This window comes from Luteimonas sp. Soil_C_5 (assembly GCF_057656615.1).
Map to the genome: position 1 here is coordinate 111,054 of NZ_JBDGKA010000004.1, position 26,956 is coordinate 138,009.

Annotated in this window: 17 protein-coding genes; 10 read left to right on the plus strand and 7 right to left on the minus strand. The window is 70.4% G+C overall.

The window, feature by feature from the left end:
- Positions 1 to 19 precede the first annotated feature (19 nt).
- From AC3A5K_RS12375 to AC3A5K_RS12385, 3 genes are all read right to left on the minus strand, one after another.
- Positions 20 to 2,302, minus strand: a complete 2,283-nt coding sequence (locus AC3A5K_RS12375) for an NADP-dependent malic enzyme (RefSeq protein WP_487617847.1) — start codon at positions 2,300 to 2,302, stop codon at positions 20 to 22.
- A 143-nt stretch (positions 2,303 to 2,445) separates the two neighbouring features.
- Positions 2,446 to 3,930, minus strand: a complete 1,485-nt coding sequence (locus AC3A5K_RS12380; protein ID WP_487617848.1) for an OprO/OprP family phosphate-selective porin — start codon at positions 3,928 to 3,930, stop codon at positions 2,446 to 2,448.
- A gap of 37 nt (positions 3,931 to 3,967) precedes the next feature.
- Positions 3,968 to 4,999 carry an alpha/beta hydrolase gene (locus tag AC3A5K_RS12385; RefSeq protein WP_487617849.1) on the minus strand — a complete coding sequence of 344 codons (1,032 nt, stop codon included), beginning with the start codon at positions 4,997 to 4,999 and terminating at the stop codon, positions 3,968 to 3,970.
- 428 nt (positions 5,000 to 5,427) lie between these two features.
- Between AC3A5K_RS12385 and AC3A5K_RS12390 the strand changes: the two genes are divergently transcribed.
- From AC3A5K_RS12390 to AC3A5K_RS12400, 3 genes are all read left to right on the plus strand, one after another.
- Positions 5,428 to 6,597 (plus strand): OprO/OprP family phosphate-selective porin, encoded by a 1,170-nt coding sequence (locus AC3A5K_RS12390; protein ID WP_487617850.1) that lies wholly within the window; start codon positions 5,428 to 5,430, stop codon positions 6,595 to 6,597.
- A 347-nt stretch (positions 6,598 to 6,944) separates the two neighbouring features.
- Positions 6,945 to 9,083, plus strand: a complete 2,139-nt coding sequence (locus AC3A5K_RS12395) for a methyl-accepting chemotaxis protein (protein ID WP_487617851.1) — start codon at positions 6,945 to 6,947, stop codon at positions 9,081 to 9,083.
- Between the two features lie 163 nt (positions 9,084 to 9,246).
- Positions 9,247 to 11,892: a hybrid sensor histidine kinase/response regulator gene (locus AC3A5K_RS12400; protein WP_487617852.1), complete on the plus strand. Its 2,646-nt coding sequence runs from the start codon at positions 9,247 to 9,249 to the stop codon at positions 11,890 to 11,892.
- 251 nt (positions 11,893 to 12,143) lie between these two features.
- Here AC3A5K_RS12400 and AC3A5K_RS12405 read toward each other — a convergent pair whose 3' ends face one another.
- The gene (locus tag AC3A5K_RS12405) at positions 12,144 to 12,782 is read right to left on the minus strand and encodes a response regulator (protein ID WP_487617853.1); all 639 of its coding nucleotides are present in this window, start codon (positions 12,780 to 12,782) and stop codon (positions 12,144 to 12,146) included.
- Positions 12,783 to 12,938: 156 nt separating this feature from the next.
- Between AC3A5K_RS12405 and AC3A5K_RS12410 the strand changes: the two genes are divergently transcribed.
- Positions 12,939 to 16,049, plus strand: coding sequence for a diguanylate cyclase domain-containing protein (locus AC3A5K_RS12410; RefSeq protein WP_487617854.1), 3,111 nt, complete (start codon positions 12,939 to 12,941; stop codon positions 16,047 to 16,049).
- A 7-nt stretch (positions 16,050 to 16,056) separates the two neighbouring features.
- On the opposite strand, the gene AC3A5K_RS12415 is transcribed toward AC3A5K_RS12410, so the two are convergent.
- Both AC3A5K_RS12415 and rsgA read right to left on the minus strand, forming a co-directional pair.
- On the minus strand, positions 16,057 to 17,280 hold the full coding sequence (locus AC3A5K_RS12415; protein WP_487617855.1) for a peptidase MATCAP family protein: 1,224 nt from the start codon (positions 17,278 to 17,280) through the stop codon (positions 16,057 to 16,059).
- Between the two features lie 652 nt (positions 17,281 to 17,932).
- A complete protein-coding gene (gene rsgA / locus AC3A5K_RS12420) occupies positions 17,933 to 19,087 on the minus strand; it encodes a ribosome small subunit-dependent GTPase A (protein WP_487617856.1) in 1,155 nt (384 codons plus the stop codon).
- 147 nt (positions 19,088 to 19,234) lie between these two features.
- Here rsgA and AC3A5K_RS12425 point away from each other — a divergent pair, with 147 nt between their 5' ends.
- Genes AC3A5K_RS12425 through AC3A5K_RS12440 form a run of 4 tightly spaced genes read left to right on the plus strand, consistent with a single transcriptional unit; the run spans position 19,235 to position 22,372 of the window.
- Positions 19,235 to 20,515 carry an aminotransferase class I/II-fold pyridoxal phosphate-dependent enzyme gene (locus AC3A5K_RS12425; RefSeq protein ID WP_487617857.1) on the plus strand — a complete coding sequence of 427 codons (1,281 nt, stop codon included), beginning with the start codon at positions 19,235 to 19,237 and terminating at the stop codon, positions 20,513 to 20,515.
- Positions 20,512 to 21,126 (plus strand): SGNH/GDSL hydrolase family protein, encoded by a 615-nt coding sequence (locus AC3A5K_RS12430; protein WP_487617858.1) that lies wholly within the window; start codon positions 20,512 to 20,514, stop codon positions 21,124 to 21,126. The genes AC3A5K_RS12425 and AC3A5K_RS12430 overlap by 4 nt, the downstream gene beginning before the upstream one ends.
- Positions 21,123 to 21,839, plus strand: coding sequence for a methyltransferase domain-containing protein (locus AC3A5K_RS12435; protein ID WP_487617859.1), 717 nt, complete (start codon positions 21,123 to 21,125; stop codon positions 21,837 to 21,839). The genes AC3A5K_RS12430 and AC3A5K_RS12435 overlap by 4 nt, the downstream gene beginning before the upstream one ends.
- On the plus strand, positions 21,836 to 22,372 hold the full coding sequence (locus tag AC3A5K_RS12440; protein ID WP_487617860.1) for a hypothetical protein: 537 nt from the start codon (positions 21,836 to 21,838) through the stop codon (positions 22,370 to 22,372). Before AC3A5K_RS12435 ends, AC3A5K_RS12440 begins: the two co-directional genes overlap by 4 nt.
- A 151-nt stretch (positions 22,373 to 22,523) precedes the next feature.
- Here AC3A5K_RS12440 and AC3A5K_RS12445 read toward each other — a convergent pair whose 3' ends face one another.
- Complete coding sequence (locus AC3A5K_RS12445; RefSeq protein WP_487617861.1) at positions 22,524 to 23,303, minus strand: polysaccharide deacetylase family protein; 780 nt, start codon at positions 23,301 to 23,303, stop codon at positions 22,524 to 22,526.
- Between the two features lie 1,544 nt (positions 23,304 to 24,847).
- Between AC3A5K_RS12445 and grxD the strand changes: the two genes are divergently transcribed.
- Both grxD and AC3A5K_RS12455 read left to right on the plus strand, forming a co-directional pair.
- Positions 24,848 to 25,777, plus strand: coding sequence for a Grx4 family monothiol glutaredoxin (gene grxD / locus AC3A5K_RS12450; RefSeq protein ID WP_487617862.1), 930 nt, complete (start codon positions 24,848 to 24,850; stop codon positions 25,775 to 25,777).
- Positions 25,778 to 25,910: 133 nt separating this feature from the next.
- Complete coding sequence (locus tag AC3A5K_RS12455) at positions 25,911 to 26,939, plus strand: isopenicillin N synthase family dioxygenase (RefSeq protein ID WP_487617863.1); 1,029 nt, start codon at positions 25,911 to 25,913, stop codon at positions 26,937 to 26,939.
- The last annotated feature ends 17 nt before the right edge of the window (positions 26,940 to 26,956 follow it).

Here is a 26,956-nt window from a genome sequence, read left to right on the forward strand (position 1 = left end):
AGCGCAGCGCGCGCGGACCTCAGTCCGCCAGTTGCGCCTTGCGGATCTGCGCATCCACCGCGGCGATCGCGGTCATGTTGATCACCCGGCGCGGCGTGGCCGACGGGGTCAGGATGTGCGCGGGCTTGTTGACGCCCATCAGGATCGGGCCCAGCGCGGCGCCGCCGGTCATCACCCGGATCATGTTGTAGGTGATGTTGGCGGCGTCCATGTTCGGGAAGACGAACAGGTTGGCGCGGCCGCTGAGCGTGGTCTCGGGCAGCATGCGCCGGCGCAGCGTCTCGTCCCACGCGGTGTCGCCCATCATCTCGCCGTCGAACTCCAGCTTGGGCGCGCGGCGCACGAGGATCTCGCGCACCTCGCGCATCTTGCGGGCGCTGGGATCGTCGTGGCTGCCGAAGTTGGAATGCGACAGCAGCGCGATCTTGGGCTCGATGCCGAACAGCTTCAGGCGGTAGGCGCCCTGGATGGTGCTCTCGGCGATCTGCTCGGCGGTCGGGTCCGGCTGCACGTGGGTGTCGAGGAAGAACCACAGGCCCTGGTCGTTGACCACGCCGGTCATCGCCGAGGTGCTCTGCAGGCCCGGGTCGAGGCCCAGCACGCTGCGCACGTAGCCCAGCTTCTTGTGGAAGCGGCCGACGATGCCGGTGATCATCGCGTCGGCTTCGCCGCGGTCGACCATGATCGCGGCGATCAGCGTCGGGCGCGAACGCAGCAGGTTCTTCGCCGATTCCGGCGTCACGCCGCGACGCGAGGTCAGCGCGTGGTAGTGCTGCCAGTATTCGTTGAAGCGTGGATCGTCGTTGATGTTGGTGAGTTCGAAATCCTCACCCGCGCGCAGGCGCAGGCCCAAGCGCTTGATACGCATCTCGATGACGTCGGGGCGGCCGATCAGGATCGGCGTGGCCAGGCCTTCGTCGACGACGGTCTGCACCGCGCGCAGCACCACTTCTTCCTCGCCCTCGGTGTAGACCACGCGCTGGCGGTCGCCGCGCGCGCGGTCGTAGACCGGCTTCATGACGAGGCCCGTGCGGTGGATGAACTGGCCCAGCTTCTCGCGGTAGGCGCGCATGTCCTCCATCGGACGCAGCGCGATGCCCGAGTCCATCGCGGCCTGCGCCACGGCCGGGGCGACGACGGTCAGCAGGCGCGGGTCGAACGGGCGCGGAATGATGTAGTCGCGGCCGAAGCTCGGAATTTCCTCGCCATAGGCGCTGCCGAGGTCGCTCGATTCTTCCTTCGCCATCTGCGCGATGGCGTGCACGCAGGCGAGCTTCATCGCCTCGTTGATGCCGGTCGCGCCGACGTCGAGCGCGCCGCGGAAGATGTACGGGAAACAGACCGCGTTGTTGACCTGGTTGGGGTAGTCGCTGCGGCCGGTCGCGATGATCGCGTCCGGGCGCACGCGCTTGGCGTCCTCCGGCATGATTTCCGGATAGGGATTGGCCAGCGCCAGGATCACCGGATTCGGCGCCATCGCCGCGACCATTTCCGGCTTCAGGATGCCGCCGGCCGACAGGCCCAGGAACACGTCGGCGCCGTCGAGGATCTCGGCCAGCGTGCGCTTGTCGGTGTCGCGCGCGTAGCGCGCCTTGGCGTCGTCGAGATCGGTGCGGCCGCTGTGGATCACGCCGTCGCGGTCGAAGGCGAGGATGTTCTCGGGCTTCAGGCCCAGGGCCACCAGCATGTCGAGGCAGGCGATGCCCGCCGCGCCGGCGCCGGTGGTCGCCAGCTTCACGGTGTCGAGCGTCTTGCCGGCGATCTCCAGCGCGTTGACGATCGCCGCGCCGACGATGATCGCGGTGCCGTGCTGGTCGTCGTGGAACACCGGAATCTTCATCCGCTCGCGCAGCTTGCGCTCGACGATGAAGCATTCCGGCGCCTTGATGTCTTCGAGGTTGATGCCGCCGAAGGTGGGCTCGAGGCTGGCGATGATCTCGACCAGCTTGTCGGGGTCGCGCTCGTCGACCTCGATGTCGAACACGTCGATGCCGGCGAACTTCTTGAACAGCACGCCCTTGCCCTCCATGACCGGCTTGCCGGCCAGCGCGCCGATGTCGCCCAGGCCCAGCACCGCGGTGCCGTTGGAGATCACGGCCACCAGATTGCCGCGCGCGGTGAGCTCGCTGGCCATGTTGGGGTCGCGGACGATCTCTTCGCAGGCGTAGGCGACGCCAGGCGAATACGCCAGGGCCAGGTCGCGCTGGGTCAGCATCGGCTTGGTCGCGCTGACGGTGATCTTGCCCGGCGGCGACGAGCGGTGATAGTCGAGGGCGGCCTGGCGGAATTCGTCGTTGGACATCGTCGGGGGATCTACTCTGGAAAAAATGACGCGGGACAGGATTCTAACCCCGCCCCGCGCTCGCCCCTGGACTGGGGCGTGTGGTCCGCTTCAGGCGCGGCACACGAAACGGCCCGGCCGGTGCGCCCGGCCGGGCCGTCCGGTCAGAACACCACCTGGGTGCGGACGTTGAACGTGTGGCCCGAATCCTGGCCGGCGTAGGCGCCGACCTGGTTGTCGGTATTCCAGCGCACGACGTTGAACATCACGCGGGACCAGTTGTTGAGGTACCAGTTCAGGCCCAGCGTCCAGGCATCGCCCTCGCCGCCGCGCGCGGCGTCGGTGAAGTCGTACTTGTCGTAGCGGGTGGCCAGTTCCCAGGCGCCGATGCCGCCGTCAGTGACCGGACGCGCGACGCGGGTGGTGCCCCAGACGCCCGAGCGGGCGCTGAAGCCGGGACGCTCGCCGGTGATCAGCCAGCCGGCATAGGCCGAATGCGCCTTCTGGTCGACGTTGCCGACCGAGGTCGACTGCAGCGTGGTCTCGCTGGTCTCGGCGAAGGCCCAGAAGTTGCGGAAGGTGCCGCCCAGTTCCGCGCCCCAGACGCGCTCGCCGGTGACGTCGTTGATCGCGCTGGCCGACACGCGGACGTTGTCGTTGAAGCGAGACGCCACGCGCGGCGTGCGGTTGATGCGGTTGGTGTCGATGCCGTAATCCTCGTGCACGTACCAGCCACCGAGGTGCAGGAAACCGGCCGGACGCTTGATCGGATTCACGTGGCCGCGGAACGAGTAGGTCAGCGAATCGCTCTCGGTGCCGCTGTTGCCGACGTCGTCGCCGGTCACGCCGAAGGTGGTGTGCCAGTTCTGGCCGATCATCTTCATCTGCACGCCGAGGCCGAAGTAGCCGCTGGCGGGCATGCCGACGCTGGCGACCGCGTTGCGTTCCATGAAGGGCGTGCGGGTCAGCGTGGAGCTGGAATCGATCGCGCGATCCTTCAGCTTGTTGCCGATGTAGAACTCGGTCGGAATGCTGCCGAGCTGGGTATTCCAGCGCACGTAGGCATCGGACAGGCTGACCGTGTTGCCGGACAGTTCGGCGTCGATCTTGTAGCCCAGCGGGCCCATGTTGCCCTGCGCGCCGAGTCGGGCCTGGCGCAGGTTGGTGCCGGTGATGTTGCGCGTGTCGAAGCTCGAGCCATGGGTGGACGAGAAATCGACCAGCACGCGGCCGCGCGGGTTGAAGGTGAAGCTGCGGTCGCTGTTGCGGAATTCCGGTCCGCCGCGGCGCCAGCTGACGTTGCCGCCACCGCCGCCACCGCCGCCGGCCGCGATCTGCGCGACCTGGGCCTGCAGGATCGCCATGTCGTCCTGGCGGGTATCGGCGACGGCGGCGTCGACTTGAGCCTGCACGCCGTCGATCGGGGCGCCGGTCGCGTCGGGGGCGGCGGCCACGGCCGGCGCGCCCATCGCATCGAGGCGCTGGTTGAGGGCCTGCAGCTGGGCGGATTGCTGACGGATCTGCTCGGCCTGCAGGCGGATCAGTTCACGCAGTTCGGTTTCGGTGGCGGTGTCGGCGGCCAGAGCGGGCAGCGTGGCCAGGCCCAGCAGGGCGCCGGCGGCCAGCGCGCGAGTGGTTGTGCGGTTCATTCGGTGGTCTCTCCCGGTGTGCGGTTGCGTGGACGGCTCAGTCGCCGTCTTCTTCGAAATCGGCGTCGTCGTCCTGGGCGGGCGGCGTCAGGTCGGCGGTCTCGCCGGTCAGCGGCTGCAGGCTGACCGGCGGCGCGGCCATGAAGCCGTTCGCGCGCGCCCAGGTGGTGAACAGGCGTGGCCACTGCGCGACCTGCGTGCCGGGCCGGCCCAGGCCCCAGCTGTGGCCGCCGCGGTCGAAGATGTGCAGTTCCACCGGCACGTCCTTGGCGCGTGCGGCCTGGAACATCAGCAGGCTGTGGTTGACGTCGGCGATGCGGTCATCGGCGGCGTGCGCCAGGAACACCGGCGGCATGTCGCTGCGCGCGTGGTTTTCCACCGAATAGGCCTCGACGGCGTCGGACTGCGTGGCCAGTTCGCGGCGGCTGCGCGTGGTGTCGTACGGCGGCTTCAGCGTGACCACCGGGTAGAGCATCGCCAGGAAGTCCGGGCGCGACGGCAGGCGATCGCTGGCGTCGAGCGCGGGGTAGAAATCGTGGTCGAAGCGCGTGGCCAGAATGCCGCCCAGATTGGCGCCGGCCGACGAGCCCATGACGCCGATCTTGTCCGGGTCGATGCCCAGTTCGCCGGCGTTCGCACGCAGCAGGCGCATCGCCCGCTGGCCATCGGCGAACGGCGCGGACGCCGGCCAGCCGTCGACCGGCATGCGGTAGTACAGCACCGCGGTGGTCACGCCGATCGACGTCAGCCATTGCGCCATCGGACGCGCGGCGGTGCCGATCTGGATGCGGAAATAACCGCCGCCGCCGAGGATCAGCACGGCCGTGCCGTTCGGATTCGCGGGGCGGTGGATTTCCATGCGCGGCTGCGAGACGCGGGTGACCGCGCCCATGGCGCTGCCCTCGTTGCCCACCAGCTCGGGGCCCTGCACTACGCGCGGCAGGTGGCCTTCGGGCCACAGGTCCATCATCTGCACGCTGCCGGTCGGCTGGGCCATCGCCGGGGCCGCCAGCACGCAGGCGGCCAGCAGCGCCAGCCAGGCGGCGGCGTATCGTCGGTTGAAAGTCATAGTCGTGCCCTCCCGCACGGTTGATTCGATGAAGCGGTCCGCCGGGGCGGGATCGGGCGGAGTGCCCGGGGGTCGCCGATGCACGGCGCGGACAGCCCCCGCTGTCCGGATGGGGCAGCGCGCCGGCACCGGGCAGGCCGGTCGATGACGCGATGCAGGTACGGCACATGCCGATGGCACGTGGTGGAATCCCCGATGCGGCGAGGCCGGCATCGAATGCAGGAGTGCTTTTTACGCGGGCAGGCCGCGGCTGCCGATAGCGCATTGGTGTTACCGGCCGCATGCCTAATACTTTGGGACTAGGCCGCCTGCGCCGTCCCGCCCCGACGCCTAGACTTCCGGCTTCGCGCCCACGCGCGCGAGACCGCCCCCAGTCCACCGCAGCGCCATCGCCCCCGCGAGCCGCTGCCGCCTCCCCCGAGGATTCCATGCGCCATTCCGTCCTTCCGCTGCTGGCGCTGTGCGCCTGCGCCCCCCTGTCCGCCCTGGCCGTCGAGGCCCAGCCCTGGCCGCCGAAGCTGACCTTCGGCAACGAGATCACCCTCAGCGCGACCGGCAATTTCGCCTGGGACCACGCCGATTTCAGCGGCACGCCGCAGCTTGGCAGCGAGAACGGCATGCGCCGCCGCGAGTTCGGCGCGACGATGAAGCAGGACGGCGTGTGGGACGCGATGGTGTATTTCGATTTCGAATCGAAGAGCTGGCTGGACGTGTTCGTGCGTTTCGAGAGCGAAGCCTTCTTCGGCCGTGATCTCGGCAAGCTGCGCGTCGGCTACATGAAAGTGCCGGTCGGCCTGGAAGGCGTGACCAGCTCGCGCGCCGGCACGTTCATGGAACTGGCCTCGCCGATCCAGGCGATCTACCAGGGCCGCCGCACCGGCGTGGAATGGACGCTCGAACGCGATCAGGCGCTGCTCCAGCTCGGCGGCTACGGCGGCCAGGACCTGCAGGGCGACAACCCCGGCCAGACCTACGCCGCGCGCGCCGCGTGGACGCCGCGCAAGTCCGCCGGCGACGTGCTGCACCTCGGCATCGCGGCCTCGCGCGAGAACCCGCAGGGCTGGACCGACGGCCGCGGTGTCGAATTCGAACCGAACGCGCGCCTGCGCGCCCGTCCGGCCACGGCCCTCAGCGATGTGCGCCTGATCGATTCCGGCAATCTGGCGCCGGTCGGCCACATCCGCCGCACGGGCCTGGAAGGCATCTGGATCCGCGGTCCGGTGTCGATGCAGGGCGAACTGCTGCGCGCCGACATCGGCCGCGACGCCGGCCTGCCCGACTACACCGCCGAAGGCGGCTATCTCGCCGCCAGCTGGCTGCTGACCGGCGAGAGCCGTCCGTATTCCAGCGGCAATGTCGCCAACCCGAAGCCGGCCAACGGCTACGGCGCGGTGGAACTGGCGGCGCGCTACAGCACGCTCGATCTCGACGACCGCGGCATCGCCGGCGGCCGCCAGCACGACTGGACCTTCGGTGCGAACTGGTACCTGACGCCGTTCGTGAAGCTGCAGGCCAACTACGTCCGCGCACGGGCGACGCGCAACGGCGTCAGCTCGGCGCCGGATGCGATGGAAGTGCGGGCGCAGGTCCACTTCTGATCGAGGGTCATGACGTGCGCCGGCATCCCCGGCGTGCGTCGTCCTGTTCGCGCCGTGCGCTGTGCGCAGGCGCGGACTGCTGACACCGCGCGGGGTCGTGACGACCCTGCGCCGCGCATGGGATTCACGCTGTTGATGCGGGGCGTGCACGGATTGCGCCCTGTGCGGCGCCGCCCGCGCATCGAAGCCGCCGGGCACACGCTGCTGCGCGGCTGACAACTTTTTTCGACATGCAGGCCCGTTGCATAGGGCCTGTCGCTGAATGCACGGCGCCTTCATGCCCTGCGTGCTTCAGCGCGCGCGCCTGCGGCCGATACCCCGGACTCGTCTCCCCCGGTCCTGTCGCCATGTCTCCCTTCGCTCCGCTCCAGCGTCGCCTCGCCGATCTTCCGGTCGCCCGCAAGTTCATCCTGCTGTGCGCGGTGCTGGCACTGGGCATCCTGGCGCTGAGCGTCTCGGCGGCCCGGCTGCAGTACGTGGAACTGGTCGACGCGCGCAAGCAGAGCGTCGAGACCCAGATCGAAACCGCGATGAGCATCGTCGAGCACTACGCCAGCCAGGCGCGGGACGGGCAGATCACGACCGAGCAGGCCCAGACGCTGGCCCTCGGCGCGCTCGGCTCGATCCGCACCAACGACGGCACCGACTACTACTTCATCGCCGATCCCGAGCTGAAGATCGTCATGCATCCCAGCCGCGATGTCGGCGCGGACATGAGCGACTACCAGGCCGAAGACGGCGACTACGTCTATCGCGACATCCTGGCCGCGGTGAAGACCGGCGACGGCTTTTCCGGCTACCGGGCCCCTAAGCCGGGCCACGAGGGCCAGTTCGAGAAGATCAGCTACGCCCAGTCCTTCGACGAGTGGGGCTGGATCGTGGCGATGGGCGTCTACGCGGACGACATCCAGCAGCAGGCGATGGTGTTCACCCGCCTGCTGGCGCTGTTCGGCGGCCTGGTGATCCTGGCGGCGATCGGCCTGTCGTGGCTGATCGGCAGTGCCATCGTGTCGCCGCTGCGCGCCGCGACGCGCACGGCGGAAGCGATCGCGTCGGGTCGCTTCGACAATCCGATCGCGATCACCTCGCGTGACGAGACCGGCCAGCTGATGGCCAGCATGCGCCAGATGCAGGACCAGCTGCAGCGCTTCAACGGCGAGATGAACACGATGATCCGCCTGCAGCAGGGCGAGGACATCAGCCACCGCATTCCGGAGGATTTCCCGGGCGATTACGGCGCGCTGGCGCGCGGCGTCAACACGGTGGTGTTCGAACATCTCGACGCGATCGCCGATGCGATGGCGGTCATGGACGAGTACGGCCAAGGCGACCTGAGCCGCGACATGCGCCGCCTGCCCGGCCAGCGCGCGCGCCTGCACGAAGCGCTGGATGCGGTGAAAACCAACATGGGCGCGGTCAATGGCGAAATCGCCACGCTGGCCGAAGCGGCTGCGCGCGGCGACTTCGGCGCACGCGGCGACGAATCCCGCTACAGCTTCGCGTTCGCCGAGATGATCGAAGCGTTGAACCGGCTGATGCAGCAGGCCGATGCCGGCCTGACCGACGTCGGCCGGATCATGGCCGCGATCGCCGATGGGGATCTGTCGCAGCGCGTCGATGCGCGCTACCAGGGCGCATTCGGCCGACTGGCCGACGACGCCAACCGCACCGCGTCGCAGCTGGCCGATGTCGTGCGCGGCATCCAGCAGTCGGCGGTGTCGATCGACGGCGCAGCCGGCGAGATCGCGGCCGGCAATGATGATCTGTCGCGCCGCACCGAAAGCCAGGCCGCGAACCTCGAAGAGACCGCGGCCTCGATGGAGGAACTGACCTCCACCGTGCGCCAGAACGCCGACCACGCGCGCCAGGCCAATGAACTGGCACGCAGCGCTGCCGACGTCGCCGGCCAGGGCGGCCGCGCGGTCGAGGAAGTCGTCGCGACGATGGCCTCGATCGACGCGTCTTCCGCGCGCATCGGCGCGATCATCGGCGTCATCGACGGCATCGCGTTCCAGACCAACATCCTGGCGCTCAACGCGGCGGTCGAAGCGGCACGCGCCGGCGAGCAGGGCCGCGGTTTCGCGGTCGTCGCCAGCGAAGTGCGCACGCTGGCGCAGCGTTCGGCCGAGGCCGCGCGCGAGATCAAGCAGCTGATCGGCGAGTCGGTGTCGCGCGTGCGCGAAGGCTCCAGCCAGGTCGCCGTGGCCGGCGCCACGATGGCGCAGGTGCTGACCTCGGTCGACCGCGTGACCGAGATCATGGCCGAGATCAGCGCCGCGTCGCAGGAGCAGTCCTCGGGCATCGACCAGGTCAACCAGACCGTGATCCAGCTCGACGAAACCACGCAGCAGAACGCCGCCTTGGTGGAAGAAGCCACCGCCGCGGCGCGCAGCCTGGCCGACCAGGCGCAGCAGCTCACGCGTGCGGTCGCGACGTTCCGGCTGGTGCCGGCGACGCGACGCCAGCCGGCGCTCGCCGAAGCCTGATCCGGGCCTGCGTGTCACCGCCATCTGCCGATCCGGCGGATGGCGGTCTGCCTTGCGGGGGCCTTGAGAAATCGCGTCCGACACGGCGCGCGACCGGCGCAGCGTGTTGCACGTGCGGCACGCGCACCCGGCCTCGCGCAGGCACGCCTTTACACTGTCGCCGATGCATCCCGGTTCCAGACTCCGCCCGTTCCTACTGACGCTGCTGCTTGCCGGTGGCGGGCTGGTGCTGGTCACGGCGCTGGCCTACCGCGAGGGCAGCCGCCGCGCGCTGCGCGACGAGTCGGCCACGTCGGCCCAGCAGTTGCTGCTGCACGCGCAGGCGGTGAACCAGCGCATCGAACGCTACCGCGCCCTGCCCCAGGTGCTGGCGCTGGATCCGGACCTGCGCGCGAGCGTGATCGCGCCGGTCGATGCCGCCAACCGGCACCGGCTGAACCTGCGGCTGGAAGAAGCCAACCACACCGCGCAGGCGTCGACGCTGACCCTGATCGGCACCGACGGCGTGGCGATCGCGGCCAGCAACTGGCGCGAGACCGGCAGCAACGTCGGCGAGGACTACGCGTTCCGGCCCTATGTGCAGCAGGCGCTGCGCGACGGTCGCGGCCGGTTCTACGGCATCGGCCTGACCACCGGCGTGCCCGGTTACTTCCTGTCGGAAGCGATGCGCGACGACAGCGGCCGCACGATCGGCGTCATCGCGATCAAGATCGAACTGTCGGCGATCGAGGAAACCTGGCCGCGCAGCGGCGACATCGTGCTGGCCAGCGACAGCCATGACGTGGTGTTCCTGGCCAGTCGCGTCGACTGGCGCTACCGGTTGCTGGCCCCGCTGGATGCCGATGCGCGCGCCGAACTGGCGCAGACCCGCCAGTACCTCACCCAGCGCCTGCTGCCGCTGGACGTGCAGACGGTGCGCGAAGTCGGCGATGCCGGCGCGCTGGTGCGCATCGACCGCCCGGCGATGCCCGGCCTGTGGCTGTGGCAGCGCGCGCCGGTCGACGACACCGACTGGACCCTGCACCTGCTGCACGATGCCGCGCCCGTGGCCGCGGCCGCGCGCCAGTACGCCGCGTTCGGCGCCGCGTCGTGGCTGACGCTGGTGTTCGTGCTGCTGTTCGCGCAGCAGCGGCTGCGTCTGGGCTCGCTGCGGCGGCGCAGCCGCACCGAACTCGAAACCCTGGTGCGGCATCACGCCGAGGAACTGCGCACCGCGCAGGACGGCCTGGTGGCCGCGGCGCAGGAAGCCGATACCGGCCTCAGCCGGCGCCTGGCGCATCTGCCGCAGGGCGTGGTGATCATCGACGCGGACCTGCGCATCGTGGCCTGGAACGCGCGCTACATCGAGCTGTTCCGGTTTCCGCCGGAGCTGGTGCAGGTGGGTACCTCGATCGAGGACGTGTTCCGTTACAACGCGCGTCGCGGCCTGCTCGGCCCAGGACCGGTCGAAGAGGCGATCCAGCGCCGGCTGGACCATTTGCGCAGCGGCAGTCCGCACATGCGCGAAAGCGAGAAGACCGACGGCACGGTGCTGGAGATCCGCGGCAATCCGCTGCCCGAGGGCGGCTTCGTGACCAGCTACGCCGACATCACTTCGTACAAGAACACCGCGCGCGACCTGCGCTCGCTGGCCGACGCGCTGGAGCAGCGCATCGCCGAGCGCACCGCCGATCTGGAACAGGCGCGCGCCGAGGCCGAGGCCGCGAACCGCTACAAGGGCCGCTTCGCCGCGGCCGCGGTGCACGACCTGCTGCAGCCGCTCAACGCCGCGCGCATGTTCGCCGCCGGCCTGCGTGCGCGGCTGCGTGACGACGACACGCGCGCGATCGTCGACAACATCGACGGCGCGCTGTCGGCACAGGACGGCATCCTCGCGAGCCTGCTCGACCTGTCGCGGATGGAAACCGGCACGCTGCGCACCGACGTGCGCGACCTCGCGCTGGGTCCGCTGCTGGACGGCCTGGCCCGCGAGACCGGCGTGCTGGCGCAGGCGCGCGGCCTGCGCTTCGACCACGTGGCGACGCAGGCCTGGGTGCGCAGCGATCCGATGCTGCTGCGCCGGCTGGTGCAGAACTTCCTGTCCAACGCCGTGCGCTACACCGCGCGCGGCGGCATCGTGCTGGGCGTACGCCGCCACGGCGACCGGCTGTGGATCGAAGTGCACGACACCGGCCCGGGCATTCCGCCGAACCGGCAGCACGAGATCTTCGAAGAGTTCCGGCGGCTCGACGACGGCAACGCCGGCGACCGCGGCGCCGGCCTGGGCCTGGCGATCGTCGACCGCATCGCCAAGCTGCTGGGCCATCGTATCGATCTGCGCTCGCGTCCCGGCACCGGCAGCGTGTTCCGGGTGTCGGTGCCGCGCGCCGACGCACCGGTGCAGCCGGTCGTCGAGGCGCCCGCAACGACGGTGCCGCCCGAGGACGACGCGCCGCTGCGCGGCTGCCGCGTGTGGGTGGTCGACGACGATGCCCTGGCCTGCGCCGCGACCCGGCAACTGCTCGAGCGCTGGGACTGCGACGTCCAGCGCGCCGACGGCCCGCAGGCCGCGCTGGCGGCGGCGGTGCGCGGCAACGCGCCGGATCTGGTGCTGCTCGACGCCTCCACCGACGGGCACGCAGGCCCCGTGCTCTTCAGTGCGCTGTGCAGGCGCTGGGGGACGACGCCGCTGGCGATCCTGGTCACCGGCGACACCGATCCCGCATTGCGCGCGCAGGCGCGTGAGGCGGGACACGGCTTCCTGCCCAAGCCGTTGCGCCCGCCGGCGCTGCGCGCGCTGATGATGCAGATGCGCTTGCGGGGGCATTGAGGCAGCGGCGGCGCGTGCACCGACACGCGCTGAGCGTCAGTGGAATTCGCGCTTCCCGGACCCGGTGCTCGCGCTCGAAGTCCCCGGGTCCCTGCCTGCGCGGGAATGCCGATGTCCGCGTGTGCGGGCGTCCCGGCGCGCGGCGGCGGCCTGTGTTCCCGAACGCCGGATCAGGGCCATCCCCAGGAATTGTTCGAAGCGCGACGCGACGATCCGGCGAGGCCCAGCCAATGCCGGGCGTTGCGTTCGGACTACGCCTCGTCCTCGCGCTCCAGCGCCTTGACCAGCACCGCCGCCTGGGTGCGGCTGTTGCATTCGAGCTTTCGCAGGATCGCGGTGACGTGCACCTTGACCGTGTTTTCCGCGAGCCCCAGCTGGTGCGCGATCTGCTTGTTGAGCAGGCCATCGGCCACGGCCATCAGCACCCGGAACTGCTGCGGCGTGAGCTGGGCCAGGCGCGTGGCGAGCCGGGCGTCTTCTTCCGAACGCTCGGCGGTCAGCGGCGGGAACCAGCTGCCGCCGTCGAGCACCGTGGACACCGCCTGGCCGATCGATTCGGCCGGCGCGGATTTGGAGATGAAACCGGCGGCGCCGAACTGCTGCACCCGGCGCACGATGCGCGGATGGTCGTTGGAGGAGATGACCACCACCGGCAGTTCCGGCCGCTCGCCGCGCAACCAGACCAGCGACGACAGACCGCGCGCACCGGGCATGGCGAGGTCGAGCAGGACCAGATCGATGTCGGGCTGGGCCTCGAGCGCGGGCGCGAGCGCCGAGGCGCTGGCGGCCTCGACCACGCGCAGCTCGCCCAGACCGTCGCGCAGCGCATGCAGGACCGCTGCACGCAGCAGCGGGTGATCGTCGGCGACCAGGATCGTCGGAATCGTCATGGCGACAGTCTGGCATGGTCGCGCGCGGCGACCGACCCTCTGGCACGTTTCTGGCATGCACAATCGCAACCGGGGAGTCCGAGTCCAGAACCGATCGACGTGCCTTGCCGCCAGCCTGCCACTGCTGCCGTCGCCGACGGCCGGACCGCGTCGCGCGTGTCCGGCCGGGCGTCGTGGCGGCTGGCACTGGCGGGCGCGCTGGTATCGATCGCACTGGCGCCCGTGGCCTTCGCGCAGGCCACCGACGACGCCCTGCCGCCGCTGAGTCTGGAGGTCTACGGCCTCGACGAAGGCCTGTCGCAGATGACGGTCTCGGCCATGGCCGCCGACGACCAGGGCTTTCTGTGGGTCGGCACGCAGGACGGCCTGAACCGGTTCGACGGTCATCGCTTCCGCACCTACCGCGCCCACCCGGAGCCGGGCGCGCGCGGGCCGGGGCTGGCCAGCAGCAGCATCGAAAGCCTGACGTTCGAGCCGGCGCGCACGCGGATGTGGCTGGGCACCAACGATGCCGGCCTCGAAGTGCTGCATCTGCCGACCTGGCAACACCGCCGGCTCGGCGTCGAGGACGGCCTCTCGCATGTGCGCGTGACCCGGATCCTGCTCGATCCTGCCGGCGGCGCATGGCTGGGCACCGAGGCCGGCGTGGATCACGTCGACGCCGAGGTCAGCGGCGTGCGCAGACTGGGCACGACGTCGGAAGTGGTCGGCCTGGAGTGGTCGGCCGCGCGCGCGGCCCCGGTGGCACTGGATGCGACGTGCCGGCTCTGGACCGTCGACGGCGATGCCCTGGCGCCGCTGTCGACCCTCCCGGGCGCGCGCCGCTGCATGGGGCTGCAGAGCGGCGCCGAGGGCCTGTGGGCGATCGCCGACAACGGCCTGCACCGGCTGGATGCCGACGGCCGTCCGCTGCGTGCCTGGGCAATGGACACCCGCGCCAGCGTGGTGCCCAGCGCGCTGATCCGGCTCGACGACGGCCGCATCCTGGTCGGCTTCGTCAATGGCGATGTCGCCCAGCTGGCGCCGGGGCAGACCCGCCCGCAGCGCCTGCGCTTCGACCGGCCACCGCGCAGCGCGATCACCCGCTTCCACCAGACCGCGACGGGTGCGTGGTGGATCGGCACCTACACCTCGGGCCTGTACCGGGTGCGGCCACTGGCGGCGGTGATCCGTCCGGATGCGGCCGGCACGGGCGCGACCGCCGACTGGCCCAGCCAGAGCGTGCGTGCGATCTGGCGCGGCGGCACCGACGTGCTGGTGGGCACCGACAGCGGCCTGCACCGGCGCAACCGGATCGGAGGCAGCTGGCAGGCGGCCGCGGCGCTGGACGGCGTGTCGGTACGCGCGGTGGTGCCGGCGGCCGATGACGGCTGGTGGATCGGCACGATGTCCGGACTGTGGCGGCTGCACGCCGACGGCACGCTCGAACCGGGCGCGGCGCTGGACGATCCACGCATCGATGTCCTGCTGCGCGAGGACGACCTGCTGTGGGTCGGCAGCCGCAGCGGCCTGCGCCGCCTCCGCGACGGGCACCTCGAAGCGGATCCGGCGCTCGACGTCCTCGATGGCGACATGATCACCGCGCTGATGCGCGATTTCGACGGCAGCCTGCTCGTCGCCACCAACACGCGCGGCCTGTGGCGCCTGCGCGGCGGCGCGCTGGTGCCGGTGGAACCCGGCGGCGCGGGCCTGCACCGTTCGATCTGGGGCCTGCACGTGGACCGCGATGCGATCTGGGCCGGGTCCTTCGGCGCCGGGCTGTACCGCATCGACCGCGCCACCGGCGCCTCGACCGTGCTCGACGAACGCGACGGCCTGACCAACAACGTGGTCTACCGGATCCTGCCCGACCCCGGCGGGCGCCTGTGGGTCAGCACCAACCTCGGCCTCAGCGTGTACGACCCGGCCAGCGGGATCTTCCAGAACATCGGCCGCCGCGACGGTCTGCGCAACCAGGAATACAACAGCGGCGCGGCCTTCGCCGGCCCGGGCGGGCTGCTGTTCTTCGGCGGCACCCTGGGCCTGGATGCGATCGCCCCGCTGCAGTTGCCGCCGCGCAGTGCGCCGGCGCGGCCGGTGCTGACCGGACTGCAGCTGCTGAGCCGGCAGACCGATGCCGAGGCCCGTCTCGGCGGAGAGATCGACATCGTCTATGCGCCCGAGATCACCCTGGGCAGCGAGGACAGCGTGTTCACCATCGGCATGACCGCGATCGACTTCCTCGCGCCTGCCGCGGCGCAGCTGCGCTACCGGGTCGACGGCCTGCACACGGGCTGGATCTATCCGCACCAGGCGCGCACCGAGATCTCGCTCAACCACCTGCCGGCCGGCCGATACCGGCTGGACGTGCAGGCCGCGGGCCGCGACGGCCAGTTCGGAGCATCGCGCACGCTGACCATCCACATGCCGCCGCCGTGGTGGCGGCATCCGCTGGCCTATCTCGGCTATGCGCTGTTGCTGCTGCTGTGCCTGGCGCTGATGGCGCGGCGCACGCGGCGCACGGTGCGCCGTGAGCGCGACCGGGTGGACCTGCTCAACCGCACCGTCGCCGAGCGCACCGCGCAGCTGGAGCAGGCCAACCAGCAGCTGCAGCAGAGCAACGCGCAACTCGACGCGGCCAACCGTCTCGATCCACTGACCCACGTCGCCAACCGGCGCGAACTGCAGGACTGGCTGGCGCGCGAATCGGGCCGCGTGCTGCACCGGCTCGATGCCGGCGGCGGCGCCGACACGCTGTACTTCTTCATGATCGACATCGATGCGTTCAAGCGCATCAACGACGGCCACGGCCACCAGGCCGGCGACGAGGTGCTGGTGCAGTTCGCGCAGCGCCTGCGCACGCTGTGCCGCGAGGACGATCTGCTGGTGCGCTGGGGCGGCGAGGAATTCGTGCTGGTCACGCGTCTGGGCGATCCCGACAGCGCAGCGCGCCTGGCCGAACGCATCCGCGCCGCGGTGGCCGGCGAGGCGATGTACCTGAGCCACGGCGCGGTGCTGTCGATCACCTGTTCGATCGGCTTCGCGCCCTGGCCGTTCTCGACCACATGGCCGGCACTGGGCGACTGGCAGCAGACCAGCGCGCTGGCCGACCGCTGCCTGTACGCGGCCAAGGCCGCAGGCCGCAATGCCTGGGTCGGTCTAGCGCCGGGGCTGGCCCCGGACCGTCAGGGCCTGCAGGCGCTGCTGGCCGGCGCCAGCCCACACCAGCTCGGCGACAGCGTGCGCCTGCTGCATTCGACCGCCACCGCGCCGACCTTCGGCCTGTAGCGCGGCGTCACAGCCGGTCGAGCCGGATGCGGTTGGCGAACAGCGAGAACGCGAGCATGCCGGCCAGTCCGCCGGCATCCGCCAGCCACGGCGGCAACCAGCGCGGCGGCGCGATCGCACCGGCCTCGAACATCGGCGCGAAGCGCTGCACGTCCTCCAGCGTCATCTTGCCGGCGAACAGCTGCCGGCACCGCGGCAACGCGCGCTGCGCCAGCGACTGGCGGAAGAAGGTGTGCACGTCGATCAGCCCGCGCAGGTAGACCGCGTCCTTGGTGAAGGCATGGCCGCCGGTCAGCGGCACGCCGCGGAACACGCGCTGGGCGGAGGCGAAACTTTCCGCCGCGTCCTGGCCGGCGCGGTGGAAGACGTCGAACACCTCGAGGAAATCCGCGCCGTCGAGTGCCTGCGTGATCGCCTCGGTACGCAGGCTGATGCGCTTCATGCGGTTGATGTCGATGTGCCCGGTGATCTGCTCGGCCAGTACCGCCAGCCCTTCCTGGGTGCAGGTGGTGCGCGGCGAGGCCATCGCCAGGCTGGGCAGCACGGTCTGCTCGCGGCCGTTGAGCGCGGTCAGCGAATGCACGAAGGCCTCGTGCTGCAACAGCTGGCCGCGATCGTGGATCGAGTACCGTGCGTCGGCGCGCAGGCGCAGCCGGTACGCGCCCGCGGCGGCCTTGGCGATCATGTCGGGATCGAGTTCGACCGCGATCACGCGTGTGCCGAAGAACGCATCCAGATCCGCCTGCAGTTGCGCCTGCAACGCCGGCGCATCGAGACCGGCATCGGCCAGCAGACCGGGATCGAGTTCGTCGGCGATGCGGATGAAGTGCTGCGCGGCGTCGCAGGTGGTCGCCAGGCCGCCGGGCACCGGGGTGTCGGGACGGCCGTAGAGCGCGATCGAATGCGCGGTCACGGCCGGCGTACCGAGGGCTTCGAGCAGCTGCGCGGCGGTGTGCCAGGCGCGGGTGGAATCGCGCAGGTACGCGCCCAGCGGATGATCCGGATCGGCGGCCGCGGCGATGGCATCGAGTTCGCGCCGGGCCTCGGCGAAATCGAGCGCGGGATAGACCACCTCGGGCAGGACGCGCCGGCCGCCGGCGAACGCGGTGAGGAACCGTTGCTGCACCTGCGGCGACCAGCTGGCGAGACTCAGCAGCCGGATTCCGCGCGCGGCCGCGACCATGCGCGCATCGAGCGCGGCGTGGTGGGCGATGTCGGCAGCGTCGGGCATCGGGACTCCGCAGGCGAGACGGTCACGCTAGCCGATCGTGGACGAGGGCTTCAATTCCGGGGCGCGGGCTGGTCCGGGCGAAGCGGTGTGCGGATGCGGGCTTCGCCGGGAATTCCGCATCGCCGGCTGCACGCGCGCCCGTGAATCGCGTGCAAGCGCGCGCCTGCAGGCGGCTCGCTACGCCCCTCTGGATCGACCTCCGGTGGGAGCGGCCTTGGCCACGATCGCGAAGCGACTCGGTGCAGCTGACATCCCCAGCATCGCGCGCAAGCGCGCGCCTACAGGCGGCTCGCTGCGCCCCGCTGGATCGGCCTGCGGTGGGAGCGGCCTTGGCCGTGATCGCGAAGCGACTCGGTGCAGCTGACATTTCCAGCATCGCGCGCAAGCGCGCGCCTGCATCCCCATGCGGCCTCGATCCCGACGGGCTGCATCTGTAGGAGCAGCCTTTGCAGGAGCGGACTTGGCCGCGATCGGGTGCCTCTGTCCGTCTCCCGGGAATCGCGCGCTCGCGCCTGCGGGTTGCCAACGGCGCCACTCGACAGTGCCATCCCGAGGCGCAGCCCTGGCCGCGAGCCCGACCCGTTATCTCCGCCGGCGCCACACGCATGCCCGGAAACCGCAAGCCCGCGGCGATCGCGCCGCGGCATCCGCTTCAGCTGTCGCGCGTCCAGTCCGATCCGCGACGCGCCGGCTTGATGCCGGGCCGGCCGCCGGTCTTCGGTGCCGGACGCCCGCCCGGCTTGCCCGGAGCCGGGGTGGTCTCGGCCTTGTGCGCCAGACGATGGGCCAGCTGGCCGGCGGCGCCCGCCAGTTCGTCGCGCAGCTTCAGATAGCTGCCCAGCCGCTTGGCCGACAGCGTGCCGCCCTCGACCGCGGCGCGCACCGCGCAGCCGGGTTCGCCGCCGTGGGTGCAGTCGCGGAACCGGCAGTCGGCGGCGATGGCCTCGACGTCGGCGAAGCCACCCTCCGACAGGTCCTCCTCGCCGGTGGGCTTGAGCTCGCGCATGCCGGGCGTGTCGATCAGGCAGGCGCCGGACGGCAGCGGGATCAGCGCGCGGTACGTGGTCGTGTGCCGGCCGCGGTCGTCGGTCTCGCGCACCGCGGCGGTCTTCATGCGCTGGATGCCGAGCAGGCTGTTGGTCAGCGTGGACTTGCCCGCGCCGGAGCTGCCGACCAGCACCGCGGTCATACCCGGGCCCAGCCAGCGGTGCAGGCCATCGACGCTGTCGCGGTCGAGAGCGTTGACCGGCACCACGGCCACGCCCTGGCCGGCGATCTCGGTCAGCGCCGCCACCGCGGCGTCGATGTCGGCTTCGGGCTTGTCGGCCTTGGTCAACACGATCACCGGCGTGCCGCCGCCCTGCACCAGCAGCAGGTAGCGCTCGATGCGGCGCGGATTGAAGTCCGCGTCCAGGCCGCAGACCACCAGCACGGTGTCGATGTTGGCGGCGATCAGCTGCTGCTTGTAATGCTCGCCGGCGGCGGCGCGCTTGATCGCGCTGCGCCGGGGCAGCATCGCGGCGATGCGCTTGCCGTCCTCGACCAGCACCCAGTCGCCGACGGCGGCGCGGTCTTCCGGCGCGATCGTGCCCTTGCGGTAGCCGCTGCGGCGCAGCCACTCGGGCAGCGATTCGACCGCGATCGCCTCGCCGGGCGCGGCGGCCACCAGGTAGCCGGAGCGGTGCTGTTCGACCACGCGCATCGGTGCGGCGGCCGGATGCGCGGCCATCGTCTCGGCCCAGGGGCCCGACGGCGGCCCGTCGAACGGCCAGCCGATGGCACGCAGGGCGGGATCCGGGGAATTCAAACGGGCAGTCGGGGATTCGGCATGCCGCGGATTCTACGGCGCGCGCCCCGCAGACGTGCCGACACCGGCGGCCGCTCGTCGGCAGGGGCCGCATCCGGACGGCATTTCCGCTAGCATCCGGCGACATTCCGCCCCGAGCGATGTCCGATGTCCGCCCCCCAGCATGCCCCCTTGAAGACGCGCGAACGCCTGTCCGAAGTCCGCTACGAGATCCGCGGCGAACTGGCGCGGCGAGCGCGGGAGCTGGAGTCGCAGGGCCGCACGCTGATCAAGCTCAACATCGGCAATCCCGGCGCGTTCGGATTCCGCGCGCCGGAACATCTGCAGCGCGCGATCGCCGAGCGCATCCACGACACCGATCCCTACACCCACCAGCAGGGCCTGCCGGTCGCGCGCGAGGTCATCGCCGCGCACCAGACCGCGCGCGGCGCTGCCGCGGTGTCGCCCGAACGCGTGTTCATCGGCAACGGCGTCAGCGAACTGATCGACATCGCGCTGCGGGCGCTGCTCAATCCCGGCGACGAAGTGCTGGTGCCCTCGCCCGACTACCCGCTGTGGTCGGCGGCGACGATCCTCAACGACGGGCGTCCGGTGTTCTACCAGTGCAAGGCGGCCAACGGCTTCCTGCCCGACCCCGACGAACTCGAAGCGCTGGTGTCATCGCGCACGCGTGCGATCGTGCTGATCAATCCGAACAACCCGACCGGCGCGGTGTATCCGCGCGCGCTGCTCGAGCGCCTCGTCGCGATCGCCGCCAGGCACGATCTGCTGCTGCTGTGCGACGAGATCTACGACGGCATCACCTACGACGGCGCGGCGTTCGAACCGATCGCACCGATCGCGGGCGATGTGCCCTGCGTATCGTTCGGCGGCCTGTCGAAGGTGCACCGTGCCTGCGGCTGGCGCGTGGGCTGGGCGGTGCTGTCGGGCGACGAGTCGCGCAGCCGCGACTTCCGCAACGCGATGGACCTGCTGGGCGCGTTGCGCCTGTGTGCGAACGTGCCCGGCCAGTTCGCGATCGAGGCCGCCCTGACCGGCATCGACACCATCGGCGCCCTGTGCGCGCCCGGCGGGCGTCTGTACGAGGCCAGGCGTGCGGTGGTCGAGGCCTGCGCCGCCAGCCGCTACCTGCAACTGGTGGAACCGGCGGGTGCGCTGTATGCGTTCCCCGGCATCGACCCGGCGCTGTCCCAGGGCTTCGACGACCATGCGTTCGCGCTGGACCTGATGGAAAGCGAAGGCGTGCTGGTGGTGCCGGGCAACAGCTTCAACGTGCCCTACCGCAACCATTTCCGCGTCACGCTGCTGCCCGAACCCGCGCAGCTGCGCGAGGTGTTCGCGCGCATCGAGCGCGTGCTCGACCGGCACATCGGGGATGCCCGCAAGGTCGTGCCGCTGGCCCCGCGCCAGGCGCGTTCCGGACGATGACGGCGCGGTACCTCGCGCTCGGCGACAGCTACACCATCGGCGAAGGCATCGCTGCCGAAGACCGCTGGCCGGTGCAGCTGGCGGATGCCTTGCGCGCCGACGGCATCGCGGTGGATGCGCCCGAGATCATCGCGACCACTGGCTGGACCACCGACGAACTCGACGCGGCGATCGATGCCGCCGCGCCGCGCGCGCCGTTCGATCTGGTGAGCCTGCTGATCGGCGTCAACGACCAGTACCGCGGCCGCGACGTGGCGGATTACGCGCCCGCGTTCGAGGCCCTGCTGCAGCGCGCGATCGGCTTCGCCGGCGGCGATGCCGCGCGCGTCGTCGTGCTGGCGATTCCCGACTGGGGCGTGACCCCGTTCGGCGCGCACTCCGGCCGCGACACCGCCGCGATCGCGCGCGAACTCGACGCCTACAACGCCGCAGCCGCCGCAAGCTGCGCCGCGCACGGCGCTGCCTTCGTCGACATCGCGCCGGTCAGCCGCACGCATGGCGGCGAGGCGGAGATGCTCGCCGACGACGGCCTGCATCCTTCGGCAGCGCTGCATGCCGAGTGGACGCGGCTGGCGTTGCCGGTCGCCCGCGCCGTATTGTCTCGGGCATGAATACGACCGCCCACGACGCCGCCCCGCTCTCGACCGCCCCGTTTCCGCGTGAGGACGCCCGCAGCATCGCGCGCGCGTTCCTGCCGAAGCACATGCTCGGCAACCGCTACGACTACTACTACACGCTGACCAAGCTGCGCACCGATCCGCTGTATCCGGGCGTGCTGCAGGCGCTGCGTCCGACCACCGCGCCGGTACTGGATCTGGGCTGCGGCCTGGGCCTGCTGGCGCATGCGCTGCGCGCCGATGGCCAGGCGCTGCCGTTCTACGGCGTCGACATCGACGCGGCGAAGATCCGCCGCGGCCGCGAGGTCGCCGCGCGCACGGGCTTGGCCGATGTGCGCTTCGACGTGCTCGACCTCGGCGCCGGCATGCCCGACCACCACGGCAGCGTGGCGATCCTCGACGTGCTGCAGTACCTGTCGCACGACCGCCAGCACGCCCTGCTGGCCGGCGTGCTGCGCATGCTGACGCCCGGCGCGCGACTGGTGATCCGCAGCGGCCTGGCCGATGAATCGACGCGCAGCCGCACGACGCGCATCACCGACCGCATCGCCAACCTCGCCGGCTGGATGCAGGAACGCGCGAAGTGCTACCCGACCGCCGAAGGCCTGCGCACGCAGCTCGAAGGCGCCGGCCTGCGCACCTCGATCCGCCCGCTGTACGGCGACACGCCGTTCAACAACTGGCTGATCGTGGGCGAGCGCACGTGACCGCACGCGACGGCTTGTGCGATGCGCCGATGCTGGCGCTGGACGATCCGTCGTGGACCCGCCTGACCTGCGCCTCGGGCGATGCGCGCGGCATCCCCGCCCTGCTCGCCCAGCTCGACGGCGCCACCGAAGTGACCTGGCAGAGCGAACCCTGGGCCTCGCTGTGGTCGGCGTTGTGTCATCAGGGCGCGGTCTACAGCGCCTCGTTCGCGGCCGTGCCGCACATCGTCGCCGCGCTGGCGGAAGCGCCGGAGCGCGCGACGCCCAGCCACTTCGTGCTGCCGGCCAGCATCGAACTGGGCCGCGCACTGCATGACGCGGAAATCCCAGAGCATCTGATCGACGGTTACGTCGCCGCGCTGTCGCGTCTGCCGCTGCTGACCGGCCTGGTCGCCGCGCCCGACTGGAGCGAGACCCTGTGCGCCGCCGCCCTGGCCGCGACCGCGGCGGCGACGGGACAGCACGCGCTGGCCGAACTGCTGCTCGAGGCCGACGACGTGCAGGCGCTGCTGGAGCATCTGCGGTCCGATTGAACGCGGGATCGCGGATCTGCGATCGAGCAGACGTGCACACAGTTTTGCAGGCAGCGGTTGCATGTCGCTGCAGAGCGAGGCCAACGTCTTCAGCACGTCGCGCATCGCGCGAAAGCGCGCTCCCACAGGCGGATGATGCGGACCGCGGCGCTCAGGACGCGCTGCGGTGCTCGACGACAGGCACGCGCGCGCGCAAACCCTTGTCGCGCATCTTGGCGAGCACGCAGCCGAGCATCGCGACATTGCACCCATGCGCTGCGCCCTCGTGCAGCAGCACGATGGCGCCGGGCGCGAGATCGGTATCGATGCGCGCGACGACTTCGGCCACGTCGGTCTTCACCGCATCGAAGCCGCGCGCGCTCCAGCCCACTCGCGCAAGCCGCGCATCGCGCAGCGGCGCGTGCACGAAAGGATTGGTGTGGCCGACAACCGACCGGAACCAGACCGGCGCCTGCCCGGCGATCCCGGTCAACGTGGCCTGGCACGCGGCGATCTCGCGGCGCATCCGCGCCGGCCCCAGCGCCCAGAACATCGCCTGCGGATGGGTCTGGCTGTGGTTGCCGATGCCATGCCCGCGCGCCACGATCTCGCGCACCAGCTCAGGCCGCGCGGCGGCGCGTTCGCCGACGAGGAAGAAGGTCGCCTGCGCGTCGTGGGCGTCGAGCAGATCGAGCAACGGGCGGGTGTCATCGGAAGGACCGTCGTCGATCGTCAGCCAGACGTCGTCACCCGGCAGCATGGTCAGCACCGGCCCATAGAGTCGCGAGGCGGGTGCGAGTACGCCCCACAGGCACAGCGCATGGCTGGCGAGCAGCAGTGGCAGGCCGATGGGCCAGCCCAGGCGCCACCACGCGAGTGCGATCAGGGCTTGCGAGAGCAGCAGCAGAGGAAGCCACAGGTGGGGGTGGCGGGGGGGGCGATGCGATGGCATGGGGCAATGATGCCACTCGCTTGGATGTTGCTTGCGGCGTCTGGGGCCGGGTCCGGTTTTGTGTTGGCTGCGGGGGTGCTTTTTTTAGGCGACTGCCGGAGGCAAATCTAAAACAGGGCTTCCGCGCTGTCGCGCGGCTTACTTTTGTCTTGCCAAAAGTAAGCAAAAACGCCGTCGCCGGACGCGATCCGATGCGATGGAGCCGCATCGGGCCCCTGCGCTTCTCGGGCACCGGGGCACGCAGCCCAAACTCGCTGCGCTCAGACATGGGCTGCTCTTCGACCCCGCCGCCCTGCGATGCTCGGCTCGCTTTACGGCTCGACACGTCAAAGGCTGGAAGCCAAGCCGAAAGCGGACGCAAGGGCAAGGCAAAGGCAAAAGCAAAGGGACGGAAAACCGCAGACACAGCGAGCTTCAAGCCAAAGGCAGAAGCGGAAGGCTGAAGCAGAGGCAAAGGCAGAGCTGGAGCTCGGAACAAAAGCGACAGCGACAGCGACAGCGACAGCAACTGCAAAGTCGGCGAATGCACAGCGGTGATCGCTGCATCGATGACAGCTACGAAAAGAAGTGACGAAGAGAAACAGTGAAGAATCCAGGACCGCGCTTTCGCGATTTTTTGCGAACCCGTTGGCGGCAACGCGGCAACGCGGCAACGCCATGCAGTCTCCGCAGCGCCATAATTTTTTACAGGCTTTAAGACGAAATTAAGGGCCGCTTGATTTCGCACTGGCATGCCATCGCCGTCGTTGATGTCGCGCTAGTCAGAGCTGCAGCATCGCCAGCCCGAAGCTGTTGATCACCTCGATCATGGGATGGCGGCAGCCGCGAGCGTGCGCGACAGCGCGATGTGGCCGCCCTGGATCGGACACGCGTCCACGACGACCCGAACGCCGACATGCTCAGGTTCGGCTTTGCTTCGGCTGCTGCAACCACGCTTGCTCTTTCCACTGCACTCGCCATTGCTCCGGCCTAGGCCCTGGCTTTTGGCACCGGCTCCGGCTCTTGTGCCGGCTCCGGCTCCGGCTTCGGCTTCGGCACTGCCTTTGCTTTGGCGTTTCGCCTTTGATCTTGCGAGCCGTTCAGCGAGCCGAGCACCGCAGTCTGGCGCGGCCGAAGAGGCGCCCATGTCTGAGCGCAGCGAGTTTGGGCGCCGTGCCGCGTCAGGCGAGGCGCGCAGGGAACCGGCGCGGCTGTATCGCGCCGGCTCGCGCCCGGCGAGGGGACTTTTGGGTTCCTTTTTGGTCCATCAAAAAGGAACTCGCACGCGCAGCGGGCGAAAGCCCTGCCCCTGAAGAAAAAACTCCAAGGCCATCGCCGTCCTTCAAGGGCGACGGCCCCGCGCGGCCGTGCAACACAGCGTTCGCCCTCGACGCACAGACCCCATCCACCAGCCAAAAACACGGTCAATGAAGCGATTCCGCCAGCAAACGAGAAATCGCGCACTGCTCTAGGCCCAATCCCTCCCGAACCTCCGCCAACCCCCGAACCTTGCAACAGACCCCCCGCGTTACCATGTCCGTCTTCCCGCCCACCGGAACCCTGCCATGTCCCTCGATCCCGCCCTGCGCACCCGCATCGACACCCTGCTCCAGGGCAACCGCGCCGTGCTGTTCATGAAGGGCTCGCCGCTGGCCCCGCAGTGCGGCTTCTCGGCCAAGGCCGTCGCGGCCATGGAAGCCGTCGGCGTCGATTACCTGCACGTCAACGTGCTCGAAGACGGCGAGATCCGTGAAGGCATCAAGGCCTACGGCGACTGGCCGACGATCCCGCAGCTCTACGTCGACGGTGAACTCGTCGGCGGCAGCGACATCATCGAGCAGATGGTCGGCAGCGGCGAGCTGCACGGCGTGTTCGGCGTCGCCCCGCCCGACCGCACCCCGCCGTCGATCACGATCACGCCCGTCGCACGCGAGACGATCGCCAAGGCCGTCGCCGACGCCGGCGGCGACTACGTGCTGCAGGTCGACATCGACAAGAGTTTCCGCACCCGCCTGCAGTTGGCGCCGCGCAATCCGGGCGCGATCGTCGCCCAGGCCGACGGCATCGACGTGCAGTTCGATCTGGGCGCCGCGCGCCGCGCCGAGGGCATGACGATCGATTTCGCCGACGACATCCGCGGCCGTGGTCTGGTTATCGACAATCCGAACGCGCCGAAGCCCGTGCAGGACATCAGCCCGGCCGACGCCAACGATCGACTCGCCGCCGGCACGCTGACCCTCGTCGATGTACGCCCGCCGGACGAACGCGCCACCGCCAGCGTCGCGCGGCCGTTCGAGGTGCTCGACGGCGATGCCATCACCCGCCTGCAGCAGCTGCCCAAGGACACGCCGCTGGCGTTCCTGTGCCACCACGGCGGCCGCAGCCAGCAGGCGGCCGAGCATTTCCGCAACCAGGGCTTCACCCACGTCTACAACGTCGCTGGCGGCATCGACGCCTGGAGCGACAGCGTGGATGGCGGCGTCCCGAAGTACTGACGGCGCGCGCCGGACGGACGAAGAAAGGAGACCACCGGGTCTCCTTTTTTCATCGTCGCCACGCGCGCCAGCGCCATCCTGCGGTGTCCGCGCCACCCTGATTTTCAATGTGTCTGTCCCCGAGGATCGGACCATGTCCACCACCCAACGGCACCTGCCGCTGATCGACCTGTCGCAACTCGAAGCCGGCAGCCCTGGCGATCGCGCCGCCGCGCTGCAGACGCTGCGCCAGGGCGCACGCGAGGTCGGCTTCTTCTACGTCGGTCACCACGGCGTGCCGCCCGAGCTCGACGCCGCACTGCTGCAGCAGGCGCGGGCGCTGTTCGCGCTGCCCGACGCGGACAAGCAGGCCATCGCGATGGTCCATTCCCCACATTTCCGCGGCTACAACCAGGTCGGCGCCGAACTGACCCGCGGCAAGGCCGACTGGCGCGAACAGATCGACATCGGCGCCGAACGCGAGGCGGTGTTGCAGGCGCCCGGCGTGCCGGCGTGGACCCGCCTGCAGGGCCCCAACCAGTGGCCCGCGGCATTGCCGGAATTCCGCACGGTCGTGCTGGCCTGGCAGGACGCGGTCACCGGTGTGCTGCTCCGCCTGCTGCAGGCCTGTGCCGAAGCCCTCGGCCAGCCGCGCGACGTGTTCGCTCCGCTCTATCGCGACCACCCGTACCAGCTGATGAAACTGATCCGCTACCCCGGCCGCGAGCGGGTGGAGAACGACCAGGGCGTGGGCGCGCACAAGGACAGCGAGCTGCTGACGCTGATCCTGCAGGACGGCGTCGGCGGCCTGCAGATCGAACTCGACGATGGCCAGGTCATCGACGCCACCCCGCGACCCGGCACCTACATCGTCAACATCGGCGAGCTGCTGGAACTGGCATCGGACGGCTACCTCAAGGCGGCCGTGCATCGCGTCAGCAGTCCGCCCCCGGGTATCGAGCGTCTCTCCGCTGCGTTCTTCCTCGGCGCGCGCCTCGATGCGACGGTGCCCGCGCTGACGCTGCCGCCCGAGCTCGCCCGCGAAGCCAGCGGCTACACCCGCGACCCGCACAATCCGCTGTTCCACCAGGTCGGCCAGAACACGCTGAAAGGGCGCCTGCGCTCGCATCCCGACGTGGCCGCGCGGCATTACGCGGATCTGCAGTCACCATCCGAACCCTGATCCAACGACGAGCAGGC

What these genes read in the sequence shown, in the direction of transcription:
- AC3A5K_RS12375 (WP_487617847.1), bottom strand. Translation starts at nt 2,302, where the DNA reads ATGTCCAACGACGAATTCCGCCAGGCCGCCCTCGACTATCACCGCTCG.
- AC3A5K_RS12380 (WP_487617848.1), bottom strand. Translation starts at nt 3,930, where the DNA reads ATGAACCGCACAACCACTCGCGCGCTGGCCGCCGGCGCCCTGCTGGGC.
- AC3A5K_RS12385 (WP_487617849.1), bottom strand. Translation starts at nt 4,999, where the DNA reads ATGACTTTCAACCGACGATACGCCGCCGCCTGGCTGGCGCTGCTGGCC.
- AC3A5K_RS12390 (WP_487617850.1), top strand. Translation starts at nt 5,428, where the DNA reads ATGCGCCATTCCGTCCTTCCGCTGCTGGCGCTGTGCGCCTGCGCCCCC.
- AC3A5K_RS12395 (WP_487617851.1), top strand. Translation starts at nt 6,945, where the DNA reads ATGTCTCCCTTCGCTCCGCTCCAGCGTCGCCTCGCCGATCTTCCGGTC.
- AC3A5K_RS12400 (WP_487617852.1), top strand. Translation starts at nt 9,247, where the DNA reads ATGCATCCCGGTTCCAGACTCCGCCCGTTCCTACTGACGCTGCTGCTT.
- AC3A5K_RS12405 (WP_487617853.1), bottom strand. Translation starts at nt 12,782, where the DNA reads ATGACGATTCCGACGATCCTGGTCGCCGACGATCACCCGCTGCTGCGT.
- AC3A5K_RS12415 (WP_487617855.1), bottom strand. Translation starts at nt 17,280, where the DNA reads ATGCCCGACGCTGCCGACATCGCCCACCACGCCGCGCTCGATGCGCGC.
- AC3A5K_RS12425 (WP_487617857.1), top strand. Translation starts at nt 19,235, where the DNA reads ATGTCCGCCCCCCAGCATGCCCCCTTGAAGACGCGCGAACGCCTGTCC.
- AC3A5K_RS12430 (WP_487617858.1), top strand. Translation starts at nt 20,512, where the DNA reads ATGACGGCGCGGTACCTCGCGCTCGGCGACAGCTACACCATCGGCGAA.
- AC3A5K_RS12435 (WP_487617859.1), top strand. Translation starts at nt 21,123, where the DNA reads ATGAATACGACCGCCCACGACGCCGCCCCGCTCTCGACCGCCCCGTTT.
- AC3A5K_RS12445 (WP_487617861.1), bottom strand. Translation starts at nt 23,303, where the DNA reads ATGCCATCGCATCGCCCCCCCCGCCACCCCCACCTGTGGCTTCCTCTG.
- grxD (WP_487617862.1), top strand. Translation starts at nt 24,848, where the DNA reads ATGTCCCTCGATCCCGCCCTGCGCACCCGCATCGACACCCTGCTCCAG.
- AC3A5K_RS12455 (WP_487617863.1), top strand. Translation starts at nt 25,911, where the DNA reads ATGTCCACCACCCAACGGCACCTGCCGCTGATCGACCTGTCGCAACTC.